The sequence below is a fragment of the Rhodococcus sp. MT28 genome (genome assembly GCF_058792695.1).
In genome coordinates this window covers 442,597-466,014 of sequence record NZ_JBXAFD010000002.1, presented here as the reverse complement: position 1 = coordinate 466,014, position 23,418 = coordinate 442,597, and the positions used below count along the sequence as shown (strand labels likewise).

At 60.8% G+C, this 23,418-nt stretch carries 25 protein-coding genes; 10 read left to right on the top strand and 15 right to left on the bottom strand.

All coding sequences use genetic code 11. The annotated features are described in order from the left end of the window. Positions 1-71 precede the first annotated feature (71 nt). Positions 72-1,388, bottom strand: a complete 1,317-nt coding sequence (locus AC1Q6C_RS10460; protein WP_030536659.1) for an MFS transporter — start codon at positions 1,386-1,388, stop codon at positions 72-74. 71 nt (positions 1,389-1,459) lie between these two features. Between AC1Q6C_RS10460 and AC1Q6C_RS10455 the strand changes: the two genes are divergently transcribed. Both AC1Q6C_RS10455 and AC1Q6C_RS10450 read left to right on the top strand, forming a co-directional pair. Next, positions 1,460-2,431, top strand: a complete 972-nt coding sequence (locus AC1Q6C_RS10455; protein WP_007735863.1) for a GlxA family transcriptional regulator — start codon at positions 1,460-1,462, stop codon at positions 2,429-2,431. A gap of 30 nt (positions 2,432-2,461) precedes the next feature. After that, on the top strand, positions 2,462-2,839 hold the full coding sequence (locus AC1Q6C_RS10450; protein WP_003943558.1) for a DUF5313 family protein: 378 nt from the start codon (positions 2,462-2,464) through the stop codon (positions 2,837-2,839). Positions 2,840-2,846: 7 nt separating this feature from the next. On the opposite strand, the gene AC1Q6C_RS10445 is transcribed toward AC1Q6C_RS10450, so the two are convergent. Beyond that, positions 2,847-4,574 (bottom strand): oleate hydratase, encoded by a 1,728-nt coding sequence (locus AC1Q6C_RS10445; protein ID WP_492666607.1) that lies wholly within the window; start codon positions 4,572-4,574, stop codon positions 2,847-2,849. A 46-nt stretch (positions 4,575-4,620) separates the two neighbouring features. Beyond that, the gene (locus AC1Q6C_RS10440; protein WP_371683563.1) at positions 4,621-5,499 is read right to left on the bottom strand and encodes a TetR-type transcription factor C-terminal domain-containing protein; all 879 of its coding nucleotides are present in this window, start codon (positions 5,497-5,499) and stop codon (positions 4,621-4,623) included. A 163-nt stretch (positions 5,500-5,662) separates the two neighbouring features. Between AC1Q6C_RS10440 and AC1Q6C_RS10435 the strand changes: the two genes are divergently transcribed. From AC1Q6C_RS10435 to AC1Q6C_RS10425, 3 genes are all read left to right on the top strand, one after another. Further along, on the top strand, positions 5,663-6,616 hold the full coding sequence (locus tag AC1Q6C_RS10435) for a cyclase family protein (protein WP_007735859.1): 954 nt from the start codon (positions 5,663-5,665) through the stop codon (positions 6,614-6,616). Next, positions 6,613-8,262: a class I adenylate-forming enzyme family protein gene (locus AC1Q6C_RS10430; RefSeq protein ID WP_161121515.1), complete on the top strand. Its 1,650-nt coding sequence runs from the start codon at positions 6,613-6,615 to the stop codon at positions 8,260-8,262. The genes AC1Q6C_RS10435 and AC1Q6C_RS10430 overlap by 4 nt, the downstream gene beginning before the upstream one ends. 378 nt (positions 8,263-8,640) lie before the next feature. Further along, on the top strand, positions 8,641-10,089 hold the full coding sequence (locus AC1Q6C_RS10425) for a histidine-type phosphatase (RefSeq protein WP_492666606.1): 1,449 nt from the start codon (positions 8,641-8,643) through the stop codon (positions 10,087-10,089). On the opposite strand, the gene AC1Q6C_RS10420 is transcribed toward AC1Q6C_RS10425, so the two are convergent. Both AC1Q6C_RS10420 and AC1Q6C_RS10415 read right to left on the bottom strand, forming a co-directional pair. Beyond that, complete coding sequence (locus tag AC1Q6C_RS10420) at positions 10,035-10,418, bottom strand: helix-turn-helix domain-containing protein (protein WP_162114210.1); 384 nt, start codon at positions 10,416-10,418, stop codon at positions 10,035-10,037. The genes AC1Q6C_RS10425 and AC1Q6C_RS10420 overlap by 55 nt on opposite strands. Before the next feature lie 152 nt (positions 10,419-10,570). Then, entirely contained in the window at positions 10,571-11,029 is a 459-nt protein-coding gene (locus AC1Q6C_RS10415; RefSeq protein ID WP_003943607.1) for a hypothetical protein, read from the bottom strand. Between the two features lie 171 nt (positions 11,030-11,200). Here AC1Q6C_RS10415 and AC1Q6C_RS10410 point away from each other — a divergent pair, with 171 nt between their 5' ends. Together AC1Q6C_RS10410 and AC1Q6C_RS10405 are read left to right on the top strand one after the other, a co-directional pair. Then, complete coding sequence (locus AC1Q6C_RS10410; protein ID WP_003943533.1) at positions 11,201-12,097, top strand: oxygenase MpaB family protein; 897 nt, start codon at positions 11,201-11,203, stop codon at positions 12,095-12,097. 20 nt (positions 12,098-12,117) lie between these two features. Further along, positions 12,118-12,615, top strand: a complete 498-nt coding sequence (locus tag AC1Q6C_RS10405; protein ID WP_003943610.1) for a hypothetical protein — start codon at positions 12,118-12,120, stop codon at positions 12,613-12,615. Positions 12,616-12,622: 7 nt separating this feature from the next. On the opposite strand, the gene AC1Q6C_RS10400 is transcribed toward AC1Q6C_RS10405, so the two are convergent. Both AC1Q6C_RS10400 and AC1Q6C_RS10395 read right to left on the bottom strand, forming a co-directional pair. Beyond that, a complete protein-coding gene (locus AC1Q6C_RS10400; protein ID WP_003943589.1) occupies positions 12,623-13,231 on the bottom strand; it encodes a hypothetical protein in 609 nt (202 codons plus the stop codon). Beyond that, entirely contained in the window at positions 13,228-13,692 is a 465-nt protein-coding gene (locus AC1Q6C_RS10395; protein ID WP_030536664.1) for a GNAT family N-acetyltransferase, read from the bottom strand. Before AC1Q6C_RS10395 ends, AC1Q6C_RS10400 begins: the two co-directional genes overlap by 4 nt. Positions 13,693-13,842: 150 nt before the next feature. Between AC1Q6C_RS10395 and AC1Q6C_RS10390 the strand changes: the two genes are divergently transcribed. Beyond that, positions 13,843-14,418, top strand: a complete 576-nt coding sequence (locus tag AC1Q6C_RS10390; protein WP_202427322.1) for a hypothetical protein — start codon at positions 13,843-13,845, stop codon at positions 14,416-14,418. Between the two features lie 10 nt (positions 14,419-14,428). Here AC1Q6C_RS10390 and AC1Q6C_RS10385 read toward each other — a convergent pair whose 3' ends face one another. The 3 genes from AC1Q6C_RS10385 to AC1Q6C_RS10375 are packed head-to-tail and all read right to left on the bottom strand — an operon-like array spanning position 14,429 to position 17,793. Beyond that, the gene (locus tag AC1Q6C_RS10385; protein WP_051649506.1) at positions 14,429-15,373 is read right to left on the bottom strand and encodes a tyrosine-protein phosphatase; all 945 of its coding nucleotides are present in this window, start codon (positions 15,371-15,373) and stop codon (positions 14,429-14,431) included. 51 nt (positions 15,374-15,424) lie between these two features. Continuing rightward, positions 15,425-16,588, bottom strand: coding sequence for an Rv3169 family protein (locus AC1Q6C_RS10380; protein WP_492666605.1), 1,164 nt, complete (start codon positions 16,586-16,588; stop codon positions 15,425-15,427). After that, positions 16,585-17,793: a phosphotransferase family protein gene (locus AC1Q6C_RS10375; protein ID WP_492666604.1), complete on the bottom strand. Its 1,209-nt coding sequence runs from the start codon at positions 17,791-17,793 to the stop codon at positions 16,585-16,587. Before AC1Q6C_RS10375 ends, AC1Q6C_RS10380 begins: the two co-directional genes overlap by 4 nt. Positions 17,794-17,917: 124 nt before the next feature. On the opposite strand from AC1Q6C_RS10375, the gene AC1Q6C_RS10370 reads away from it, so the two are divergent. Continuing rightward, on the top strand, positions 17,918-18,541 hold the full coding sequence (locus AC1Q6C_RS10370; RefSeq protein ID WP_099696863.1) for a TetR/AcrR family transcriptional regulator: 624 nt from the start codon (positions 17,918-17,920) through the stop codon (positions 18,539-18,541). A gap of 76 nt (positions 18,542-18,617) precedes the next feature. Here the strand turns inward: AC1Q6C_RS10370 and AC1Q6C_RS10365 are convergent, their stop codons facing one another. The 4 genes from AC1Q6C_RS10365 to AC1Q6C_RS10350 all read right to left on the bottom strand — a co-directional run bounded on the left by AC1Q6C_RS10365 (position 18,618) and on the right by AC1Q6C_RS10350 (position 22,514). Beyond that, a complete protein-coding gene (locus AC1Q6C_RS10365; protein ID WP_007735825.1) occupies positions 18,618-18,998 on the bottom strand; it encodes a MerR family transcriptional regulator in 381 nt (126 codons plus the stop codon). Next, entirely contained in the window at positions 18,995-20,209 is a 1,215-nt protein-coding gene (locus AC1Q6C_RS10360) for an LLM class flavin-dependent oxidoreductase (protein WP_492666603.1), read from the bottom strand. The genes AC1Q6C_RS10365 and AC1Q6C_RS10360 overlap by 4 nt, the downstream gene beginning before the upstream one ends. Then, complete coding sequence (locus tag AC1Q6C_RS10355; protein WP_257230649.1) at positions 20,206-21,462, bottom strand: MFS transporter; 1,257 nt, start codon at positions 21,460-21,462, stop codon at positions 20,206-20,208. The genes AC1Q6C_RS10360 and AC1Q6C_RS10355 overlap by 4 nt, the downstream gene beginning before the upstream one ends. Positions 21,463-21,530: 68 nt before the next feature. Next, positions 21,531-22,514 (bottom strand): DUF2332 domain-containing protein, encoded by a 984-nt coding sequence (locus AC1Q6C_RS10350; protein WP_007735820.1) that lies wholly within the window; start codon positions 22,512-22,514, stop codon positions 21,531-21,533. A gap of 150 nt (positions 22,515-22,664) precedes the next feature. On the opposite strand from AC1Q6C_RS10350, the gene rraA reads away from it, so the two are divergent. Next, positions 22,665-23,141: a ribonuclease E activity regulator RraA gene (gene rraA / locus AC1Q6C_RS10345; RefSeq protein ID WP_003943552.1), complete on the top strand. Its 477-nt coding sequence runs from the start codon at positions 22,665-22,667 to the stop codon at positions 23,139-23,141. Positions 23,142-23,156: 15 nt separating this feature from the next. Here the strand turns inward: rraA and AC1Q6C_RS10340 are convergent, their stop codons facing one another. After that, entirely contained in the window at positions 23,157-23,384 is a 228-nt protein-coding gene (locus AC1Q6C_RS10340; RefSeq protein ID WP_003943569.1) for an RNA-binding S4 domain-containing protein, read from the bottom strand. Positions 23,385-23,418 lie beyond the last annotated feature (34 nt).

Sequence of the window (23,418 nt, the reverse complement as noted above, 5' to 3'; positions counted from 1 at the left end):
CCCCTACTGGTGAGTAGTTCTTGGAGTTACACACAACTTACCCCGTCGGTGGTACCGATCACAGTGCCGAATCAGACAGAGTCAACCAATACTGCCTCTTTCGGACGTTTTGCGATCAACAACGACATGACTGCAGCGATCGCGCAGAGCGCGCCGGCCACCAAGAAGGCAGCGTCGTACGAGCCGATCTGATCACGAACGAGACCGGCCAAGAAGGCCACCAGACCCGCACCGATCTGGTGCGATGCCAGCACCCAACCGAACACGATGGGGGCGTCGGCGCCGAAGTGTTGACGGCACAGCGCGACGGTCGGCGGAACCGTCGCCACCCAATCGAGCCCGTAGAAGATGACAAACGCGATCATCGGTGGATTCACAGTGTTGGCGAGCAATAACGGCAGAAAGAGCAGCGAGATTCCGCGGAACAGGTAGTAGATGCCGAGAAGTTTTCGCGAGTCCATCCGGTCGGTGAACCAACCCGAAGCAATGGTGCCGACCATGTCGAGGATTCCGATCAACGCCAACAGGGACGCGGCAGTCGTGATCGGCATTCCGTGGTCGTGCGACGCCGGGACGAAGTGCGTGCCGATCAGGCCGTTGGTGCTCGCGCCGCAGATCGCAAAGGTACCGGCGAGAAGCCAGAACACCTTGGTCTTCGACGCCATCACCAGCACCGAGATCGCCCGGCCTCCGGCACCGCCGCGCTGGTAGACAGGCTTGGCTGGTGGGGCGTAATCGGCGGGCGCGCCGTAAGGCGTCGTACCCACGTCTGACGGATAGTTACGCAGGAACAGCAGAACGAACGGCACAACGGCCAGTGCGGCAAACGAAACTGTGAAGGCGACGCTCTTCCAGTCGTACGTTTCGGCGATCTTCGCCAGGACCGGGAGGAACACCAGCTGACCGGCAGCACCACCGGCCGTCAGGATGCCGGTCACGAGACCACGCTTCTCGACGAACCAGCGATCGACGACGGTGGCGACAAACGCCAGCGCCATCGAACCGGTACCGAGACCGACGAAGACACCCCACAGCAGAATGAGCTGCCAACTCGAGGTCATGAAGATGGTGAGACCACTGCCGAGCGAGATGAGCGCCAACGCCGAGGTGACGACCGCCCGGATACCGAACCTCTCCATCAAGGCAGCAGCGAACGGCGAGGTCAACCCGTACAGAATCAGGTTGACCGAGACGGCCGCCGAGATGCTGGCGCGCGACCACCCGAAATCTTCGTGCAGCGGATCGATCAGCACCGATGGGGCAGCGCGGAAGCTCGCCGCACCGACCAACGCCAGGAACGCCACGATCGCGACGGACCAGGCGCGGTGAAAGCGCGGCGGGCTCACCTGCTGTTGGCCTGATTCGGGGAGAGCGGTCTCAGAAGTCACAGAGAGAATTCTGCAGTTCGGATTCGATCGAGAACAGTGGCCGGATTGCCAATATATGAAAGAATCAAGCCATGTCTGGTCCGCATCGCGTCGTCGTACTGGCTCTGAATGGAGTCATTCCCTTCGAACTCGGCATCCCGGCGCGCATCTTCGGACGTGCCCTCGACGTCGAGGATCGGCCGCTGTACGAGATCCTGACGTGCACCGTCGACGGCAATCCCGTGCAGACCGACGCAGACTTCAGCATCTCGGTCGACCACGGGAGCGAGTTGCTCGCCACCGCCGACACCGTCGTCATACCCGCGTCGTACGAGTTGGGTCCGGCCTACGAAGACGGCTACCTCTCCCCCGAGTTGGCCGCGGCTTTCCAACACATCCGGCCGGGCACTCGGCTGGTCTCGATCTGCACCGGGTCGTACATCCTCGCCGCGGCGGGTTTGCTCGACGGACTCCGCGCCACGACGCACTGGCGCAACACCGACCATTTCCAGCGTGTCTATCCCAAGGTGAACGTGGATCCCGACGTGCTGTTCGTCGACGAAGGCCACATCCTGACCTCGGCCGGGGTGGCGTCGGGAGTCGACCTCTGCCTGCATATCGTCAGGCGTGACCACGGCATGGAAGTGGCGAACACCGTCGCGAGGCGTTGCGTCGTACCGCCGTGGCGCGACGGTGGCCAAGCTCAGTACATCCGACGCCCCCTGGCCGACAAACCTTCGGAATCGACTGCCGACGCTCGGCACTGGGCCCTCGAACATCTCGACGACCCGATCACCCTGGCGGACCTGGCGACGCGCGCCAACATGAGCGTCCGCACGTTCAGCCGTCGATTCCGCGACGAAGTCGGAACCACACCGAACCGCTGGTTGACCAGCAGACGCGTCGATCGGGCGCGGGAACTACTGGAGGAATCCGATCTGTCGATCGATGCGATTGCTGCTCGAACCGGCTTCGGGACTGCGACATCCATGCGTCAACACATGAACGAGGCCCTCGGCGTTTCACCGAGCGCCTACCGACGCACGTTCAAGGCACCGGTGTAAGCGGCAGTACCAGGCACTATCCTGGATGCCATGGCCGAACAGACTCGCCCGAACTTTCCTCAGTACTGCGGATACCTCCTGGGGAAGACGCTCCCCGACCGGTATCAGGACTGGGTACGGAACGATCTGGTCGGCCCGGGCGCCCAGGCCCGCTACATCATCCGCTTCACCGTGCCGGCGACGCTGATCCTTCTGCTGTTCCTCTTGATCCCGGGACCGATCTGGATTCCCTTGGCCATGATGGCCTTGTTGCTCATCCCGCTCGCGTACTTCGTCGTGGCGCTCGGGACGATCTACCGCCGTCACCGCCTGCTGAGCCACGGACTCGATCCCGAACTGCTCGACGAGAAGGCCCAGCGCCGTGCCGATCGCACTCGCGAGGACTACGAGAAGCGGCACGGTCGCTGAGCACCCCTCAGCGGAACATCGTCACTGCGGCCTTGGCGAGGACCTTCGGATCCTTCTCGTAGTGATGCATCTTGGTGAGCTTGTCTTCCGGAATCCCCAGGAACTTGTAGACGGCTACCTGAGCGCAGCGCACCGAGTACTGCTCGGTGAACACCATGTCGAACGGCAGCTCCGCGAACTGACTGATGAACGCCAGGTTCTTGGAGTGCTTCGGCACCACCAGCGGCCGGTCGCCGACGGCGCGCCGATTGAACAGCGCACTGGCGTAAGGCATATGGCTGGGTATCGAATTCACGACGCTGTCCATAATCTCTTGTCGACGCGCGGCGAGCGCACCGCTCTCGTCGAGCGCCTCGAGGTGTCCGAGCGTCTCTTCCAGCATTTCCCGCCCGGTCATCTCGATGAACGGCTTCTTCACGTAGTCGCCGTCCTTGCGCGGGAACAGACAGTAACCCCAGAAGACTCCTTCGTTCTCCTTCTGCGCGTGATAGTGCGGCTGATGGTGAACCACGATCGAGAGAAGCACGTTCGAGTCCACGAATGTGTTGAGCGCATTTCCGGGGAGCTGCTTGGTGATTCGGGAAATCTCGTTGATGAGCTCGTGTGACGAAGTGGTGACGGTGAAGCTGGTCCACTCACTCTGCGCCCGGTCCCCGAAGAACTTGTCGGGATTCCCGAGATCGTAGAAATGCTCGGTGGCCTGCTTCCACAGCAGCGCACTCGGTGCGTATCTCATGTCTTCGACGATCGGGGTATCCAGATCGCCGATCGAAGAACTGTCGGTGATGCTGCCGTTGGTGTCGAAGACGAAATCGCCCTCCGCCACGTCGATTCGGCCCTTCTCACCGGTGCGGACGTTTTCGTAATCGAGTCCCGTCACGATGATCTCGTCTCGTAGCGGGGTGTCCTTGAACACGAACTCCGTGATCTTCAGTTCGTTGACGAACTTCACGCCCTTGCCTTCGAGGAAGGCCCGCATCGGCAAGATGATGCTCTCGTACTGGTTGTACGGGGATCTGGTGACACCGGCAAGAGTTTGAATGCGACTGAACTCGAGAATCATTCGGTTCATGTACCGGCGCAGCTCCATCGCCGAACTCACCCGCTTGAAAGCAAATGTGGTCTCCCACATGTACCAGAAGTTGGTGGTGAAGAAGTGCGGAGTGTCCTCGAACCACTGCTCGATACTGATGTCGTCGAGTTTTGCCTCGTCCGACTCCGGCATCGTCATCAGCTTCGTCAACAAGTACCGATCCTTGTTGTCGAATTGCATGTGCTTGTAGTCGTTTTCACCCTTGTTGCGAATGCCGTCGCGATCGATCAATCGTGCGACGTCGTGCGTTGGATGCGCGTGGTCGAAATCGAGAATGTCATCCGTCACCGATTTTCCCGGGTTGTCCAGCGACGGAACCACACTCAGCACGTCCCAGAGGTTCTCATAGGTCTCCTCGTTGAGCATGCGACCGCCACGATTGATGAAGCCCGCGTCGTTGCCCACCTCGCGATGACCGTACTGGTGCTGGAAGGTAGCGGCAGATTCGCCGTCGTTCGCTCCATGCATGTCCAGCCCCATGATGGTGATGTCCTCACCGCTCCACTCACCGTCTCGAATCAAATAGACGGCAGCCGAGAGGTTTCCGATGCCGGCACCGATCATGTAGGCCTTGTGAGACAGCTTGGAAGACATTGGGTTTCGTTCCTTACTCGAGTCGCGGTACGGATACCTTCCAAGCATGGACCCCTTTGCCCGCTGGCGCATCACCCGAACCGGATGACGTCCGTCACGGTCGCTGAAGGCGCACCAGATCCAGTGCAAAACGCGCGTAGTCGCGTGCAATTTCCTCGGGCGTTTGCGGCCCACTCGGCCGATACCATTGCGCGACAGAGACACACATCACGACGATTGCACGCGCGGCCTGTCGCGGCCGATCCGTCCCGAACACACCGGCAGCGATTCCGTCGTCGACCTGCTTCGTCATCAACCATTGCTGGTAGTTGCGTGATTCCGTGATGCGCAACCTGTTCTCGGCTGTGAGACTGCGCATTTCGCTGGCGCCGAGGAATCCTTGATCACGCCGATAGATATGGAACAAGGTCACACATTCGACGAGGAAAGCCAGCCTTTCGGAGGGACTTTCGCCCTCGTCGATAGCCGCCAACGATCTCGTGTTCAGTTCAGCCATGGTGAGGTCGAGAATTTCGGCCAACATCTGTTGCTTGCTGGAATAGTGGTGATACAGACCCGGAACACTCATCTGCGCACGATTGGCGATCTCACGCATCGCAGCACCGTGATATCCGGTCTTCACCATCTCCGCGAGCGCGGCCGCCAACACCGGATCGAACGAACTCGGGCCGAACCTTCGCCACTCGTTCGGGCGAAAATGTGCGTTCGGGTCGGCGTCGTCGCCTCCCCATCGTGGCTGTTCTGGCGGACGCACTATCGCAGCCGGGAGCAGAGCGTCGAAACGCACTCCGAGAATCCCGCCGATTGCCGCCAACCTGTCGACGCTGACTCTGGTCTTTCCGGTCTCGACGGCGCTGAGGGTAGCTGCGCTGACGCCGAGACGCCTGGCCAATTCGCGCAGCGAGAGCCCACGGTGACGCCGGGCTTGCCGGATCGACGCTCCGATCAGGACGGCATTCTCGAATTCGGTCACAGTGTTCAGTATTCCCGAACATTGGATTTCCAACAATGCGATGACCACGGCAATCGGTGAACCTGTTGACTACTGATTATCGGCCTGAACATGATGTGGATCACAAAGACCCAGGTCCGCCCGAGCGATCGTTCGGTGTCGGTAGCGAGAGGATCGAATCACCATGACCGAGGCGCCATATCTTGGAGAACTCCTGCGCGACGCACCCAGCAACTGGGGCAAGTGGGGAGAGTCCGACGAGGTCGGTTCACTGAACTACCTCGACGCCGGACAGGTGCTTCGTGGCGTCGGAACCATCAAGCAGGGTTCCGTGTTCACACTCCAACGTCTTATCGGCGATCCCAAGGGTGATCCGGTGTGGCCGGGACGCAGCCCTGCCGAGCGCACACAGATCTTCGACGAGAGCAGCTGGGACGGCGACGACGCCCCCAACTTCCCCGGTGGCCTGCATTACGCGGACGACAAGATCGACGCGTTCCTGCAGGGTTCGACGCAGTACGACGCGCTCGGCCACGTCTGGTACGACGGCGCCCTGTGGAACGGATACTCGGCTGATACCACTGTCGGCGGCCTGGAGAAGGCCAGCGTCGAACCGATTGCCGACCGCGGCGTCGTCGGACGCGCAGTACTTCTCGACATGGCAAAGTTCCGCGGCAAGGAAAACCTCGACAAGGCCGAAACATTCACGCACCATGATCTTTTGGCCTGTGCCGAAGCGCAGGGCGTCACCATCGAGAAGCGTGACATCCTCGTCATCCGCACCAACTTCCTCAAGCTGTTCTTCGACCAGGGCGAAGCCTTCTACGAGGGCTTCTGCGAGCCCGGCCTGATCTACAGCCCCGAACTCGTCCAGTGGTTCCAGGACATGGAGATCCCCAACCTTGTCACTGACACCATTGCCAACGAGGTCACCACCGACCCCGAAAACGGTGTGGCACTGGTTCTCCACAACGCATTGATGCGCAACCTCGGAGTGGTGTTCACCGAGATCTGCGATCTGGAGAAGTTGGCCGCGGACTGCGCGGCCGACGGCCAGTACACGTTCCTGTACGTCGCCGCACCACTCAAGGTTGCCAAGGCCAGCGGCTCTCCCGTGAATCCGGTTGCCATCAAATGACATACGAAGATCGCCCTTGGTTGGCGTTGTACCGCAACGACGTTCCCCCCGACATCGACGTCGAGCACCCCACGATGCTCGAAATGTTGGCAGCGGCGGTCCGCTCTGATCCGGACGCCACGGCTGTGAAGTACTTCGACGGTCAACTCAGTTACGCCGAAGTGGATCAGCAGAGTGACGCCCTGGCCCGAGCACTCCGAGCCGGTGGACTGGTGAAGGGTGACCGCGTCGCTCTGTTCCTTCAGAACGTTCCGCAGTTCGTGCTTGCGCTCGCCGGAATCTGGAAAGCCGGCGGCGTCGCAGTCTCGATCAATCCCATGAGCCGTGAACGAGAACTGGGATACCAACTCGAAGATTCCGGAGCAGCGGTTCTGATCGCTCTCGAGGGGCTCTACGAGTCCGTCGGCCGCAATGTCGTCTCCGACTCGCCGGTCAGGCGAGTTATCACCACCTCGGAACTCGAGTACCAAAGTCGCAACGATCCGAGGATTTTCGACGGAATCGTCAAGAAGGATCTCGGTACCGACGATCTCGCGACGCTGATCGACGAACATCGTCTCGGCGATCCGATCACCACTGACGCTGCACCGGAAGACATTGCGGTACTGACCTATACGTCGGGAACCACCGGTCCGCCGAAGGGAGCGATGACCTCTCACGCGAACATGACCTTCAACGCCCAGGTGTACCGGGACTGGTTGGGGCTCACCCCGAAGGACACGGTTCTCGGAGTTGCACCGCTCTTCCACATCACGGGGTTGATCGGTCACATCGCGGTGTCCGTCCTGGCGAGAATGCCGCTGGTGCTTGCCTATCGCTTCCAGCCCGAGGTGATGCTCGACGCGATTCGTGAGCACCAACCGACATTCACAGTCGGCGCCATCACTGCTTTTACGGCACTGCTCAACACTCCGGGTTGCGCGCCGGAAGACTTCTCCTCCATGCGGTTGCTGTATTCCGGCGGCGCACCCATCTCGCCGACTGCCGCCGAGGCCGTCCGCGCCATGACCGGTGCTGCGCTGCACAACATCTACGGGCTGACCGAGACCACGTCGCCGACCCATGCCGTTCCCGTTGGTGCGGATACGCCGGTCGACCCCACATCCGGAGCACTGTCTGTCGGCGTTCCCGTACCCAACACCGTGGTCCGCATCGAAGACGAGGGCGGTGCGGTCCTGCCGATCGGAGAGATCGGCGAACTGGTCGTCCGAGGTCCACAGGTGGTGCGCGGTTACTGGAACAAGCCGGAGGAGAGTGCGTCGGCCATTCGCGACGGGTGGTTCCACACCGGCGACGTGGGGTTCATGGACGAAGCCGGCTGGTTCTACGTCGTCGACCGTAAGAAGGACATGATCATCGCGTCCGGCTACAAGGTGTGGCCACGCGAGGTCGAGGACGTTCTTGCCGAGCACCCCGCAGTCCGTGAGGCGGCAGTCGTCGGGATCGCCGACGAATACCGCGGTGAGACGGTGAAGGCGTTTGTCAGCCTCGTCGCGGGGGCGTCGGTCACCCCGGAAGATCTGATCGATCACTGCAAGCAGCGGATGGCGGCGTACAAGTACCCACGCTCCGTGGTGCTGGTGGAGGAACTGCCCAAGACCGTCACGGGCAAGATCTTGCGACGGGAGCTGCGCACGACCTCCTGATCACAGGGCAGCGGGCGGACTTCACGGTCCGCCTGCTGTCTGATCGCGCACAGTTTTAGGTCGACCACGCAATCGGGGTAATGGAACAGTAATATGTGCTGAGTACCCACGGACAAACGGGAGACTTCAGTGAGCAAGTTCGGACGTCAGAAGCAGCCCACGCCCAAGAGTTACCAGTGGCTGGCCATGACCCTCATCGCGTTGTCGCTCTCCGTGTCGATCGGGATTGCCGCCAAACCCTCCTGAGCTCCGCGAATCCGAAACTTGTAACCCCGCGTCCATCTGCACATGGGCAAATAGGAGCAATTCGGACGCTTAGCTGTTCTAACTTTCCTTCCGTCGTGTCACCTCGGCACCGACGGAGAGGATCAACTCACCATGCGAAGCTCACGCTTCGGCGTGCTGGCCGCTGCCGGCGCTGTCGGACTAGTGCTTGTCACCAGCAGCGTCCAGTCCATCGCCACGGCGTCACCGTTCGGTTCGCTCGACGCCGGTTCGAGTTCCGGTTCGACAGAGATACCGACCGTCAGCGACGGCGGTTTCACGTCCAAGACGCCCTACACTCCCGGCCAGCGCATCGCCGACTATCAGGCGCCGCCGACGGGATACTCCCCGGTGTACACGGAAAGTGTTGCGCGCCATGGTTCCAGAGCACTGTCGAGCCTGAAGTACGACGACCTGAGCCTGCAGCTGTGGGAAATCGCCGAAGCCGAGAACGCTTTGACTCCCGTCGGCAAGGAATTCGGCCCGGCCCTTCGTGATCTCATGGCCGCCAACAAGAAGCTGGGGTACGGCAACCTCAGCGGACTCGGGATCACCGAACACAGACAGCTCGGCGCGCGGGTCACTGAACGCCTCCCCCAACTGTTCGACGCCATCGCAGCGCAACAGGGCACCATCACCTTGACCTCGTCGGGTGTGGACCGTGCCGTGGACAGCGCCGAGAACTTCGCGCAAGGGCTGACCGGTGCGTTTCCAGCCGTCGCCGATGATGTTGCACCGGTGACGAATGATGCCGATCTCCTCTACTTCCACGACTCGGATGCAAATGCCGACTACAAGGACTACGAAGAGTCCGATCCTCGACTGAAAGCCGTCGACGACCAGATCGCCGATCTGCCGCGCACCCGCGAGGTCTCACGGCACATGATGCTCAGGCTCTACTCGGAGGACTTCGTCAACCGCCTGAGCGCGGGCGAGTTCTCACTCGTCGACCGTGGCAAGGGTTCCAGCACGATCGACAACGAAGTCGACGCCGCGTACATGCTGTACAACACGTACATCATCACTCCGGGCATGGCCGAAGAAGGCAAGTGGAATTTCGAGCGGTTCATCGAACCTGCTGACGCGCAGTGGCTCGCATACACGAACGATGCCGAGGACTTCTACGCCAAGGGCCCGGGCTTCACCGGTGAAGACGTCACCTACCGGATGGCAACCGTCCTGCGCGACGAGTTCCTGCGCGGCCTGCAGAAACACACCGGCGACGACGCCGTCCCGGGAGCGGATTTCCGGTTTGCACACGCAGAAACGATCATCCCCTTCGCGGCACTCTTGAAACTGCCGGGAAGCACCGTCTCGCAGGCGGAGGGCGACCTCTACACCTATGCGAACAACCCCTGGCGCGGATCGCAGGTCAGCCCGATGGCCGCCAACGTGCAGTGGGACGTGTACGCCGGACCGGAGGGTAAGCGTCTGGTCCGAATGCTCTACAACGAGCGCGAGACAGCATTTGCTGCCCCGTGCGCTCCGGTGAGCGCCGGGAGTTTCTTCTACACGCCGGACGAACTGGCCCGCTGCCTGCCGGAGATTTCACCGGCAGCCTGAGATCCGGCAACTCGGGATCCAGCCAGCGGTCGACGAGGGCGCGCCCATACCTGGTGCAATGCCAGCATGCGCGCCTTCTCGTCGTCTTCCATCAACAAGGCGTCGCAGATCCTCACGATGACCGGAGTCGAAACACCAACGGACGTACCCTGTTCCAGCCGCTGATAGTGATTGAAACTGATGTCGGCAATCTGCGCGACATCGCGCCGACTGAGGCCGTGCATTCGGCGAGCACCCTCGCAGCGCATGCCGACCTTTTCGGGCGCAAGACTGTTTCGTTTTTCGACGAGCATCTGGCTCATCAACTGACGCGCGCTCGACCCGTTCACGTCGCCACCTTTTCCATCCCTGAAATATGCTTTCACCTAACATGTTTCAGAATATGGGATGGGACGGACCCGGCGGTATCTCCGAGATGACAGATAATCACGCGATACCGCCAACCCTGTGCCCGTCCAGGACGCGACGATGAGGCTCAAGATCAGGCTATGAACCTGCCGATCGTCGGATTCGACTGGCAGATGGGACTACTGCCCCAGTTGATCGAACCGAACGCCGTCGCAACGACATTGCCGACGCCGGTGTTCACCGTCGCGGACAGGTACGGATAAGTACCGACCAGGTCGACGATTCCAGACTTGCCCGTGTCGGTGTTGACCCAAGCAACAGTCACCTGACCCGCCGCCGGGATGGGTGCAGCGGCCGGGAACGAATCGAAGCGAATGTCACCCTTGGCGATGGGCGGATTGGATTCGGGCCCGGACTGGCCGGTGAGCCCGGTCAACGAGGCCAGCGACCCCTGATTCGGACACCCGATAGTGACGGCGGCGCCGCCGAAAGGGTGGGGCGGATCAGCCGAGGCGACTCCGGCGAACATGACGCTCGCGGCAATCGGTAGTCCGATGGCCGCAAAAACCCCGGCCGTGCGTGTGACGCTCATAGCTGCTCCTCGGGTCGACAACACTTTCCGGATACCCCTGGTACAACGCCCGAAACGAAGGAAAGACGACTATTCACACCCCCTAGACAACGCGTGTTGTCAGAACTACAGTCGGTGGTGCAGCTCACACCTATCTCTGCCGCGCGCAGACCAGTCCCAGGGAGTGTTCAGATGAAGCGCTACGACCTCCGCAGTCGCACGGATCAACTCGATCCCGAAACCGATTACGAAGAGATGTCGCGCATTCTCGCGGCGCAAGAGTTTCCCTGGGACATCAATCAGGCGCTCAGCTTCGCACTGTTCCGCACATACGCTGTCCCCTCGATCGGCAAGCTCCTCTTCTCCACGGGCGAGTTCACCGACAAGGTTCAGAAGCGCTACGACGACACCAGCCTGATCCTCGACGCCATCCTCGAGCACGGCCTCAGCAGCACCGAAGGCCGCAAGAGCGTGCGTCGAATGAATCAGATGCACGGCTCGTACGACATCTCCAACGACGACATGCTCTACGTTTTGGCCACCTTTGTCGTCACGCCGGTCAGATGGCTCGACGAGTACGGCTGGCGGAAGATGACCGACAACGAGATCGTCGGGTCGACGAATTATTACCGCCACCTGGGTCGGTACATGAACATCAAAGACACGCCGGACACCTACGAGGGGTTCGTCAAACTTCTCGACGACTATGAGCGCGAACACTTTTCATTCGATCCCGGCGCCCGAGCCGTCGCTGATTCCACCCTCGACCTGATGTGCACCTTCCCGCCCAACAACCTGGCACCGAAGGCTCTGGTCAAGGGATTCGCCTTCGCTCTCATGGACGATCACCTACTCGACGCCTTCCACTACAGGCACCCGAGCACTGCGATGCGCGTCGTCTCACGCGGTGCGCTGAAGGTCCGCGCGCGCCTGCTGCGGTTCTTCCCCGTGCGTACGAAGCGGAAATTCGCCCGCGAGCTGCCCAACATCCGCAGCTACCCGAACGGTTACAAGGTCGAAGACCTCGGCACCTTCCCCACGGGATGCCCGGTCAAGCACCTGCAGGCAGACCAGCAGGCCCAAGCGTAGGCACCTGGGATACTTGCACGGTGGCGCAACTCTGGATGCTCGAGGATCTCGAACCGTGGCGCGACACCCCCATGCCTGGCGATACTTGCGAACCGACGACCTATTGGGCCAGTCCCGAAATGTTGGACCTTCCCGCCGAGGTGTGCTGCGAAATCGATGCACGCATCGCGACCGTGACAATCGACGGCCGCACTGAGCACATAGCCCATCTCGGAAACGGATTTACGACACTGATCGGCGACGATGTCGGAGCCGTCGGCAAGACGCGGTTGAGAGGCTGCCTGGTGTGGGATCGCTACCTCTGGACTCGATACCGCACTCAGCCCACCGGGCGCGTGCGGGTGAAAGAGCGGCCCGGCCACCTCGTTCAACACGAAACACTCTTGACGACAATTCATCCCGGTCTCTTCAACGTCGTCTTCGACGGGCCGACGGTGTACTGCGAGACGAGTTGGGTACCTAACGATTTCGGCGTCCGCTGGAACACGCTGGTAGTCGAACTCGAGACTTGGAAGTGATCGGGCGTCAGTGCCAATACGGCGGATCGATATCCGGGTCGTCGAGCACGGCGTCGATCCGCGAATCAGCCACAATTCGAATGATGGCCTCCTCGGGGGCCGCAATGGTCGCGAAATGTGGATCGACATCATTGGTTATGCACCAGGAATGATCAGCCGGCCAGATGAAGGCCGGATCAGGGGAAGAACCCCACGGCCAACGAGCTGAGTTTTCCACGCTCCAATCGGCGTAGTCGGCAAGCGTTCCACGAAAGAGCCAGTAGTCACGATTGGGGATCTCGAACCGCGGAACGTCATCACCGACTGCCGACCCCCACCCGGTCCACATGCAGAAATAGCACTCGTCGGGTGTGGTTGTGTAACTGGACAACACATCCAGGGCGAAGCCGATCAGCACTTTCTCTTCCGGCCCGGTTTGATCGAAGTCGACATCATTGGATTTCTGACCGGGAAAGCTCGGATCGGGGATGAACCGTAAGCGCGCATACTTCGGAAATCCGATCGGGCCGCGCCCCGCCAACTGATACCAAGGAAGATCCTGATCGACCAGCCAATCGGTAGCCGCCAGATCTGTGCACAATGTCAGGCCCGTGCTGGGCTGATCCGTAATTCTCATGCCTGGGAAAGGGAAGAGCCTCGACCCGCGCGACGCAGGGTGATCAATTCATGGTTCGTCTCGGCGTCGTGTCGACGCCCCTCTTCTTCGAACTCCATCAGCGCATAGAACCTGCGGGCGCGATCGTTGAGGGTGTAGACCTCAAGTGTCACCTCGCCGTGCATGGTTGTGGCGTGTTCGACCAACGCCCGCCCGACGCCCAACCCTTGTGACGCCGGCGCGACGAACAGTCCCCCGATTTCGGAACCGATCATTCCCAACAGGCCGACAACTTCGGAGTTGTGCTCAGCCACCCAATTATCGGCCTGAATCAGATAGACCTCTCGCATCTTCTGCTCGCGTTCGCCCGTCCCCTCACCCGCAAGGAACGGGTGGGCTTCACGGGCAGCGCGCGACCACAGGTCGACGACCACATCCTCATCCGAGGGTAGGTAGCGGCGAATGATCAGATCCTGATTCACAATCCGACCATACCCTCCGGCATCAGAGAGATAGCCGGCGCTGAAAGTGACCAACTCTCGGATCAACGCACGACGGCCTCGACGTAAACCAGTGGCAACAATTCCATTCGTTGCCACCCCACAATTACTGCCTTGTGCAAGGGTTGTCCGATGACTGACGGTGATCCGATAACTAAGCGCGGAGGTCCGGCATCCTGGTGGAAGGTGATGGCAGTTGTCATCGCAGTGCTTGTCGCTCTCACATGCGGCGTCATCGTGTGGTCCTTCATGCCGCCGGTTGTGTACTTTCCATTCTTTGCGCTCGCCGCCTCGGTATTACTCGGATTGGGTGGAGTGTGGTTGATACTCAGCCTGATTGGCTGGATGAAGTACAAAACTCTGCGTTTGAGCACGATCGCGCCGGTGATCGTGCTCGTCACCGGTGCGCTCGTGACCTTGTCCGTCCCTTCGCATGTTGCGTTTGCATTGTCGAAAGATTCGCTCGAAGCAGTGGCCGCGGATTGCCAGAAGTCGTTGGAAAACCGAACAATTGGCGTCTACCGGGTCCTGCAGGTCTGGCCCGTCGGCAACGGGTGCCGCTTCCATATCGAGGGCGGTCTGATCGATTCGATCGGATTGGCGTACTTACCTGACGGCGCACCATATCTCGGCAAGCCCCGCCGCGACGGCGAGATCGGATACCAGGAGTTCGACGGCGACTGGTACTCGTTCGTTCAAGCGTTTTAGCGGCGCGCAACTAGTCGACGAGCTTGGCCTTCAGAAGCGCGATCGTGTCCGGAGTGAGTCCGAGACCTTCGGTGAGATAACCGTCGACGGTTCCGTAATCGCTGGCTATCTGCGCGAGTCCAGCTTCCAGGTACGAAGCGTCGACACCTAGGGCCGGTTCGAGATTGGTCGCCACCTGCGGGCTCAGGGCCTGAGAGATCTGCGCAAGGATCTTCTCGTTGGTCGCCTGAAGGTAGGTGTTGCTCAACAGATAGTCGTCCATGATCGTCTGGGCGGGGACACCGGCGATGGACTGCAGCAACATCGCGGTCCAACCCGTGCGGTCCTTGCCTGAGGTGCAATGGAACAACTGCACCCCGTCACTCGCAGCGATGTCCGAGAGGACCTGCTTGAAGCCGGCACGGCGAACGGGATCGGTGACAAAACTGCGGTTGGTGTCGACCAAGAACTGCTTGGCCTCCTCCGGCGACTTGATCGTCGTCGCGAGCTGGGTGAGATCCTTGAACTCGATGGGGATGTTCGTGTACGTCACACCGTCCGGGAGTTTGTCCGCGCCACCGATGAACGGGTTGGAGATCTCGGTTGCGCCGCGCAGGTCATAGGCGTCGGCAAGTCCGAGGCCGGTGAGTGTCGTCTTGTCTGCGTCGGTGGTAGCGGTCAGCGCATTGGACCGGTAGATGACGCCGCGCTTGAGGTGTGAGCCGTCGACGGTGGCGTATCCCCTACCGTCGTTGCCGGCAACGTCGCGAAAGTTGGCCACGGAGGCCAAATTCGGTGTCGGCGCGAGGACAGGATCGAGCGAGCCGAGATCGACCGCTCCAAGCGAGCCTGTGTTGAGAGAGCCCAGGTCGAGCGGGATTGCCGTGGCGGGAGCAGCAAACATCAGACCACCTGTAACGACTAATGCGGCGGCCTTTGCAGTGCGAGCGAACAACATTCGTGTGCGTGTGGACATGTGGCAGTGCCTCTCTCTGCAGTTTGGGATTTGTGGTGTGGTGATCTGGAGTTACGGAGCGACATCACCGATGCCGGTAAATCCGTATCGCTGGTGAGGTCCGATGACTGCTACCTCGAACAGGCCTGTCCCGGCGCGGGTTACGCCGTCCTCGACGAGGGTGAACCGAGCCAAGTTGTCGACCGGGCACAGCATCTTCTTCCACGATTCGATGTCCGAAACCTTTTCCCGCAGGCCTTGAACCACCAGTTCGCCCTGCCACATCCCGTGGCGCCAATCCTGCTCGAGTCCGTAGCCCGTGCCGACACCGATGTAGTTGGGCAGTATCGGTTCGCAGGTGATCTCCAGGATGTGGTCGGATTCGCCTGGTGCACCGGCGCGCCGGAAGTACAGAGTTCCGCTCTTCACCTCGCGAGTACCGGAAATGAAGGTGAGCTGGTGGTCCGGTCGACCCAACCACTCCGGCTCGCGCGAGCGGTCCGCCCAGACGCGAGTCGCATCTTCGAGGATTCGGCGTCCCTGCTGATCTTCTTGGACGATCGTGACGATGGTGAAGTCGCCGAATTGCATGATCGAGTAAATCCAGAAGAAGTTCTGACTGCCGGCTATCGCCGGATCTGCCTTGCGTCCAGGCGGTTCCGCTTCGCCGACCGGTCGCACACCCCAGGACCGATCGCGATTACCCCGCCACGTCTCCGGGGTGACCGGGATGACGTCGCCGTCGACGGTCAAGGATCCGGACCATGTTCCGGTCTGCACGAATCGTTGCGTGTCGAAGGTGACTCGTTCGAGCTGGCGATGGAAATGTCTGGCCTCGAGATTGGCGGGGCCGTCGGACTCGAAGGTGAGGTCGAAGCTCAGGTCCGGCGCTTCGGGACTCGGGTCCAACACCACACGTAGGCGGTGCAGACCCTCGATGATTTCGATTCGCAGCGGGCCTACTGACAGGTCCATACGATCGTCACCCAAGGCTCGGGATGCCCGGAAGACTATGTGGTCATCGCCGCGCCGAAGAACCGCAAAGCCGTCGCATACACCAAGATTGGGGTACTGACCGAGACCGATGATGAGAAACAGTGGCTCGGTGTCGCCGTCGACGCCGGCATGGCAGTTGAAGTAGTAGCGGTCGTAGAAGTTTCGATCCGAGGTGCCCACGTGGCGGATGGTCTCGGCGATCTGATGTACCGGGTAGTCGTCGAGCGGGGACAGTGTCATCGTGCATCTCCTGTTGTGAGCGGGGATGTTGCGAGCGACTCCCAATAGGTGCCGTCGAGCATGGCTTCGAGTGTCTTGTGGTGCAGGATCATCTCGTCCGGGTTGTCGGAGAATTCGGCCTGACCGAACGCCACTGCGCGGCTTTGGACTCGGAACATGATCACCGCGTGCCGCAGCGCGGCGTAAAGGATGTAGAAATCTAGATCCGCAACCTGGTGGCCGGAAAGCGAGCCGTAGGCATCTGCCACGTCCTCGCGACGAAGGAAGTCCGGCATTCCGGGGAGTCCGGCCATGGCAGCGAGATCCTCGAAGAACCTGTGCTGGAAAATCATCCAGCCGAGGTCCAGCTCACGCGGCCCCAGTGTGGCCATCTCCCAATCGAGGACCGCCGCCGGCTCGAAGTCGCGGTAGATGACATTTCCGATCCGCGAGTCGCCCCAGCAGAGCACTGCGGAACCGGCATCGACGGGAAAGTTCGCTTCGATCCAGTCGAAACCGCGCTCGATCAACGGAGATCCTGGTCCGTCGGCTGTTGCCCACTCGTAATAGCGCCGCTGGTCCTCGAGGTGCGCGCGAAGTGCTTCTGCCCCAGTCGGTTCGGCACCATCGCGGCACAACTCGGGGAGTGCGAGGTGCGGATCGGCCATAGCGTGTAGCTCGGCGAGCACCCGGACCGATGACTGCTGGAGTCGAGAGCAGTCGTCGGCCGAAGCTTCCGAGAGCCACGAGCCGAACGTGTACGGCATGACGTCTGGCGGGATTTCGCCCTCGCGCCGTTCCATCACGAAGAACTCGCCGCCGAGCGCGTCCGGGTTGCTCTCGGACCAGTACACCCGCGGGATCGGCACCGACGTGTGAGCGGCGACGGCGCTCATGACCCGAAACTGCTGGTCCAGGTTGTAAGACGGAAAGATCGGTACCGCACTGTCCCGCGGGGCGATACGGGCGACCAGGCGATGCTCGCCTCGAATCCCGTCCTCGATCCACGTCGCATCGAAAAGCACAGTCTCGTTGGACATGCCGTTCGCGGCCGGCACCTCGACCGAAGTCACGGAAGGTTTCGAGCCTCGCCACAGCACGGTTGCGAGCCAGCCTTCGAGGCTGCGCCGCATCTCTGCCGGGTCGTTGCGGGATTCGCCGGGCCTGGCAAATTCGGCGTAGTCGGGATCTTCGCCGGAGTTTTCGGTTTCGGTTCGAAGGTTCATCACCACTCCTCGTGGTTCGGTGGCGCCGATGCGCACGTGCCGATTGTCGATACAATATGTATCGACTAAAGCCGTGACAGAATGTAACGGCCATCACAGCGATACCGCAAGGGATTTGCCCAAAATGTCCAAAGATTCCGAAACTCAGCACCGCCTGGGCCCGCAACGAAACCCTGCAATCGACGACGCAGTACTGGACGCGACCAGGCAACTGTTGGAAGAAAAGGGGTATGCGGGCACGTCCATCGACGCCATAGCCACGCGTGCCGGAGTGGGGCGTCCTGCCATCTACCGTCGGTGGCCGTCGAAGGCACACATCGTCAACGACGCGATCTATCCCGTACTCGACGTCGAACAGGGCGCTGACATCGACACCGAACTCGGCACCGAGGGCACGATCGCGGATCAGATCCGCGCGCTGGTGCACGGCGCGGTTGCTCTGTTCGCAGCTCCCGCCACACGAGCCGCTGCTCCCGGATTGATGAGCGAAGTGCGAACAAACGCGGAATTACGCGACGTTCTCGTGGTGCGGCAACTGGCCGGAGTCCGCGTCGAGCTGAACCGTCGACTCGAGGCGGCGAGAGAGCGCGGCGACATCCGAAGCGGCGTCGACGCCGACGCTCTTCTCGACATCATGGCTGGCGCGGCCATCTTCGCGCTGTCGGTTCGTGACGTCTCGGACCCGGGACCGTTTGCCGATTCTCTTGCCGACATAGTGCTGAACGGCATACTCCCCGAGGCTCACTGAACCGCTGGTTTGCGCTGCCATACGCGGCACGATGGGCATAGGCATGCTCTGAACCAACCGGCAGCTCGCTCAGTGTTCATCCATCGAGTGGGACAGTCTGTCGCTGCCTCACTTCTGCGATGTATTCACGGATGGCGTCGCGGTTTTTCACAAGAAAGCTGATCTTCTCGTCAAGTCCCGACGCCTCCGCCTCGAGCATCGACAGCATCTCCGGTGTCACATCGCTCATGTGAATGACGCGTTCTTGGTCCAGGCAAGGAAGGATCTGCCGGATCACCCGCGTCGGGAAACCCATGTCCAACAACCCACGTATCTGAAATACCCTGTCAACCATTCGTTCGTCGTAGTCGCGGTAACTGTTTTCGGATCGTCTCGGAGCAATCAAGCTCTGTTCCTCGTAGTACCGCAAGAGGCGGCGGGACACCCGTGTCGCTTCTGACAGCTCGCCGATCTTCATTTGGCCGCCGATGTTTCGAGCGACGCTGCCTGGAGTCGCTCTCTCAACGTGCTCACCCGGGTGCTCGCCCCGAAGACAGCGGCAAGCTGTTCGAGGACAAGTGGGATGTCCCGGCCGTTGACCGCCGGCCGCAGTCGCACACCGTGTGCGCCAGCGGATACGAGTTCGTCGATCCCGTGGATCAGCTCATCTACCGAACCGACAAAGATCTCGGTGTCAGACGAGTACGGTGCGCCTGACAGCTCGTCGAGGGCACGCTTCTGCTGTACAGCCTCGAAGTGGGTCTTGCCGAGGAAAACCACGAGATCCACCAGGATCGCGAGCGGCTCATCGATCAAATTTCTTCGCACTGCATCACATTCAGCGTTGACGGCGTCGAGTACATCGCCGATGGTGACGCCATTAGCACTCGGAGTGGGTGTCACCAGGATGGCATCAGCCGACGCAACCGCCAACCGATAAGGAACTTGGGCGTGATGTGCGAGCGCGAGAACGACAGGCTTCAAGCCTTCGACGACAGGGATGGCGAGTGGTCCGGCGACCTCGAAAGTCTTTGTCACAATCAACTTGTCAGAGATCTTGTCGATATCGACAAATCGGCCATCGGCGCCTTCTTGGAGTGCGCCTTCCGACCAGGTCGACCACAATCCTCGGAGTATTTCGATCGACTCGGTTGCGCTCGAGAAGACCGGTTCGAGTCTGGTTCCAATCCGTTCAGGGAAGTAGATGTCGGACTCTCTCAGCTCCGGCACCGGTTGCGGGCGAACGAAATGACGTCTGTCGATGCTTCGCGAAGTGACCTGGGCACGGAGGCCGACTCGGCCCCCGCTCAAGAGATTGAGCGATGCGATTTCGGTGGCGATACTGTATGGCTCACTGTGAGTCAGATTTCTCGTGGCGATCACGCCGAGTCTCTGCGTCTCGAAAACAGCCAGTGCCGTCAGCGCTACCGGCGACAACCGACCACGAACCTGGTCTTCCTTGTCATCGATTCTCCTGAAGTCCGACGACTGCAACCCAATCGATTCTTCGAAAGTGACAAAATCGACAACAGATGAGTCAATGTCGCGCAACAACTCCGACCAGTAACGAGCACTGAAGAGTTCGGCGGGGGCAATTCCCTGCAATCGCCAGGCCGCTGGATGCCAGCCGGCTGGTTCCAGCGCGATGCCGATGATCGGTGACCGATGGATCGACGGCGTTGTGTTCACGCGTGTGCCTGACCTTCCTGATGGATTTGGGCCGGAGATCGAAACCCGTCTCCGCGGGCGGTCCACATGATCACCACGGATAGCAGCGCGAGTGCTACCGTCCACCACGGGAGAGATCGAGCACCGTTGAGAGACAAGAGAACTCCGCCCATCACTGCACCTGCTGCCATGGCAGCGTTCCACAGCGTCGTGAGAACCGCCTGAGCCTCGTCTGCGTGTGAGCCCGCAGCAACCGCTGCTGAGGTTTGCAACAGAGTCGGAATTCCGCCCCACCCCAATCCCCATACGGCAGCTGCTATGTAGACGAGCAGCGCATCCTCAGTGGCGACTGCCAGTGCGGTTGCGGCGACTGAAATCAGGACGGCGCCGAGAAGAGCAAAAGTCCGTAGTCGCGCGTAGATTTGTTTGCCCACAACAACAATGCTGATTAGACATGCCACTCCGAAGGTCAACAGAACGAGGTCGTTGTCGTCTCCCATTCCTATCGATTCGAGAAACGGAGCGATGTACGCATACAGGATGGTGTGACCCAACACGACGATGAACGTCACGATCAGAACTGCGTCGACACCGGGAATGCGTGCCGCCTCGAGCATGCTTCGCCGTTTACGGCCGCGGGGCCGACCTGGACGATCGGGAACCGACACCGCGATTGCAACGAGAAGCGCAACAGCCAGTATCGACATGAGGTAGAACGGTGCCCGCCACCCGGTAGCGTTGCCCAAGTATGTCCCGAACGGAACGCCGAGCGCGAGAGCGAGCGGAATTCCGGCCATCGCGAACGCGATGGCGCGACCCTCGAGATGTTTCGGGGCAAGATTTCTGGCGTATCCGGCGAGCAATGCCCAGGCGATACCTGCAGCAACTCCCGCAATGAACCGGGCGGTCATCGTCAGAAGGTAGTCGGAAGAAAATGCAGTGACCGTGTTGGCGAATGCAAACCCGAGAATCGAGTTCAGCAGTAACACCTTTCGCGACCACGACGCTGTCACTGCGACGAGGGGTATTGTCGTCAGGGCCGTCCCCAGCGCGTAGATCATGATCGTCTGCCCGGCGGCTGATTCACTGACATCGAGGCCTTCACTCATTGCCGGCAACACTCCCGCTGGGAGGGTCTCCGTCAGGCTGGTGATGAAGACGGACGCGAACAACGCCAGGAGGGGAACGAGTGGGAGTGCGTCCCCGCGATCCTGTTCCGCAAGAAACTGTTTCGCTCCTGATGTGTGGTGTTCTGAATCGATGTCGTCTGCCATGAAACGATTGTCAACCTTCACATCAATGTGAAGGTCAAGCCCTCTGCGAAGATCGGACCCCGAATCAATCAATCTGATGCCGTGCAGGTTTGGTCTATCCAGTCGAGGAACTGCCCATGTCCACCGGCCAGCCCGTGAGGTGTGCCGTCAAGAGAAACAACAAACTTCCCACGGCGCACCTCTGGTGATGCCGTCAACTTGGCATCGACTTCGGGCAAAACCCCGAGACCTTCGTTCGCTATCCAGCGACATGGCAAAGCGTGAACAGCTTCTGCGAATTCATCTCTGGCAGTCGGGATCAGATAGTTGAGTACCGCACTGTGAAAGACCACGATCGTTGTTTCCCGTGGCGCACGTTCGACGAGATCGGCAACAGCCGACGTGAGATCTCCGCGAACCAGATGAGGCGGATCCACACGAGCGAGTGCCGCTGCGTCGCGCAATCGCCGCCGGCGGTGGTCCTGTTCCGGCCACACAAGACTCTCCAACCATCTCATGTCGTCGGTGTCGCCTACATCGAGTGGGTTCAGGTCGATGCCCGCCCGGTACACCACGTCTGGGACTCTCTCCGGAATCGGCGGACTGCCAGTCGTCGCACACTCCAGCAGAACGGTGGACGGACCATCGACTGGATGCAGATACTTTGTGCCGTCGTAGAGAAAGCTGTAACGGTCAGGGTAAAGGCACAGGCCCGCCGAAGCACCGACTTCGATGAGGGAGAGCGGGCCCTTCAACAACCCGAGGACGGGAAGCAACACGGCAGAGCGGCCAGCTTCATTCGTCTGTGTAGTCCTGGTCTGCGCGAGTTGTTCCACCTCGGACCAGTTGTCGCTCAGCCACCGGCGAAACAACGCATACGGCGCGACCGGGGCACCGAGGTGACGGCACGCCCCGAATATCAGGTTGGGTTGCCTGCGGGGTTCTGGAAGCCGATCTATCAGAGCGAGGACTGCTGGATCCTCCGATACGCCGGTGCCCCATTCCTCGTAGATCGCGGAGTTCCCTCGAGCCTCCACCTCCGCGAATGATCGGTACCAACGCGAAGTGTCCACCGTCGATGTTTACCGGATGGCGCGTGGTGCTGAAAGGTTTTCGATCAGGCCGTCGCGTAACTCGCAGACGTCCCCCACGTCAGGCGTACTCGCCTGAGAACCCTCCCCGAGGCCCACTAGGCCCGAGCCCCGCCGACTATCCTGTGGGGCATGACCGAGCCTGTAGCGACCGCTGACCTTGCCGACGAGATCGGACCCGACATCCGTAGCTGCGACACGCAGTTCACCCAGTTCGGTGGACGTGAAGTCTTTGCCGGCCCCATCACCACCATCAAGTGCTTCCAGGACAACCTGCTCGTGAAGCAGACCCTCAGTGAACCGGGCAACGGCGGAGTCCTCGTCGTCGACGGTGACGCGAGCATCCACACCGCCCTGGTCGGCGACATCATTGCCGGCCGCGGCGTCGACAACGGTTGGGCCGGTGTCATCGTCAACGGAGCCGTCCGCGACTCCGCGATCCTGCGCACCCTCGACATCGGCGTCAAGGCTTTGGGCACCAACCCGCGCAAGAGCACGCAAACCGGTTCGGGCGAGAAGAACGTGCCGATCGAAATCGGCGGAGTCACCTTCAACCCCGGCGAGATCGTCTACAGCGACCAGGACGGCGTCGTCGTTCGCGAAAGCTAGTCAGAAGTCGCGGGATCAGGCGGGGGCTTCCACTTTGGCGGCCATCCCGCCGATCTCGACGACATCGCCGTCACGAAGCTGGCGGCCCCGACGATCTTCGACCTCACCGTTGACCGAAACCATGCCGTCGGCGATCACTTCCTTGGCCTCCGCGCCCGATTCGATGAGGTTCGCGAGCTTGAGAAACTGACCGAGCCGAATCATTTCGTCGCGGATGGGTACTGCTGGAATGTTGTCGGTCATGTCAATCATCTTCCTCCTCCCACAAAACTGGACA

Bases quoted from the DNA above. Each gene is read 5' to 3' on its own strand.
- AC1Q6C_RS10445 (WP_492666607.1), bottom strand. From the start codon at position 4,574: ATGCTTGGAAGGTATCCGTACCGCGACTCGAGTAAGGAACGAAACCCA.
- AC1Q6C_RS10385 (WP_051649506.1), bottom strand. From the start codon at position 15,373: ATGTCCACACGCACACGAATGTTGTTCGCTCGCACTGCAAAGGCCGCC.
- AC1Q6C_RS10380 (WP_492666605.1), bottom strand. From the start codon at position 16,588: ATGACACTGTCCCCGCTCGACGACTACCCGGTACATCAGATCGCCGAG.
- AC1Q6C_RS10450 (WP_003943558.1), top strand. From the start codon at position 2,462: ATGGCCGAACAGACTCGCCCGAACTTTCCTCAGTACTGCGGATACCTC.
- AC1Q6C_RS10340 (WP_003943569.1), bottom strand. From the start codon at position 23,384: ATGACCGACAACATTCCAGCAGTACCCATCCGCGACGAAATGATTCGG.
- AC1Q6C_RS10375 (WP_492666604.1), bottom strand. From the start codon at position 17,793: ATGAACCTTCGAACCGAAACCGAAAACTCCGGCGAAGATCCCGACTAC.
- AC1Q6C_RS10410 (WP_003943533.1), top strand. From the start codon at position 11,201: ATGAAGCGCTACGACCTCCGCAGTCGCACGGATCAACTCGATCCCGAA.
- AC1Q6C_RS10365 (WP_007735825.1), bottom strand. From the start codon at position 18,998: ATGAAGATCGGCGAGCTGTCAGAAGCGACACGGGTGTCCCGCCGCCTC.
- AC1Q6C_RS10435 (WP_007735859.1), top strand. From the start codon at position 5,663: ATGACCGAGGCGCCATATCTTGGAGAACTCCTGCGCGACGCACCCAGC.
- AC1Q6C_RS10455 (WP_007735863.1), top strand. From the start codon at position 1,460: ATGTCTGGTCCGCATCGCGTCGTCGTACTGGCTCTGAATGGAGTCATT.
- AC1Q6C_RS10390 (WP_202427322.1), top strand. From the start codon at position 13,843: ATGACTGACGGTGATCCGATAACTAAGCGCGGAGGTCCGGCATCCTGG.
- rraA (WP_003943552.1), top strand. From the start codon at position 22,665: ATGACCGAGCCTGTAGCGACCGCTGACCTTGCCGACGAGATCGGACCC.
- AC1Q6C_RS10400 (WP_003943589.1), bottom strand. From the start codon at position 13,231: ATGAGAATTACGGATCAGCCCAGCACGGGCCTGACATTGTGCACAGAT.
- AC1Q6C_RS10415 (WP_003943607.1), bottom strand. From the start codon at position 11,029: ATGAGCGTCACACGCACGGCCGGGGTTTTTGCGGCCATCGGACTACCG.
- AC1Q6C_RS10355 (WP_257230649.1), bottom strand. From the start codon at position 21,462: ATGGCAGACGACATCGATTCAGAACACCACACATCAGGAGCGAAACAG.
- AC1Q6C_RS10370 (WP_099696863.1), top strand. From the start codon at position 17,918: ATGTCCAAAGATTCCGAAACTCAGCACCGCCTGGGCCCGCAACGAAAC.
- AC1Q6C_RS10425 (WP_492666606.1), top strand. From the start codon at position 8,641: ATGCGAAGCTCACGCTTCGGCGTGCTGGCCGCTGCCGGCGCTGTCGGA.
- AC1Q6C_RS10430 (WP_161121515.1), top strand. From the start codon at position 6,613: ATGACATACGAAGATCGCCCTTGGTTGGCGTTGTACCGCAACGACGTT.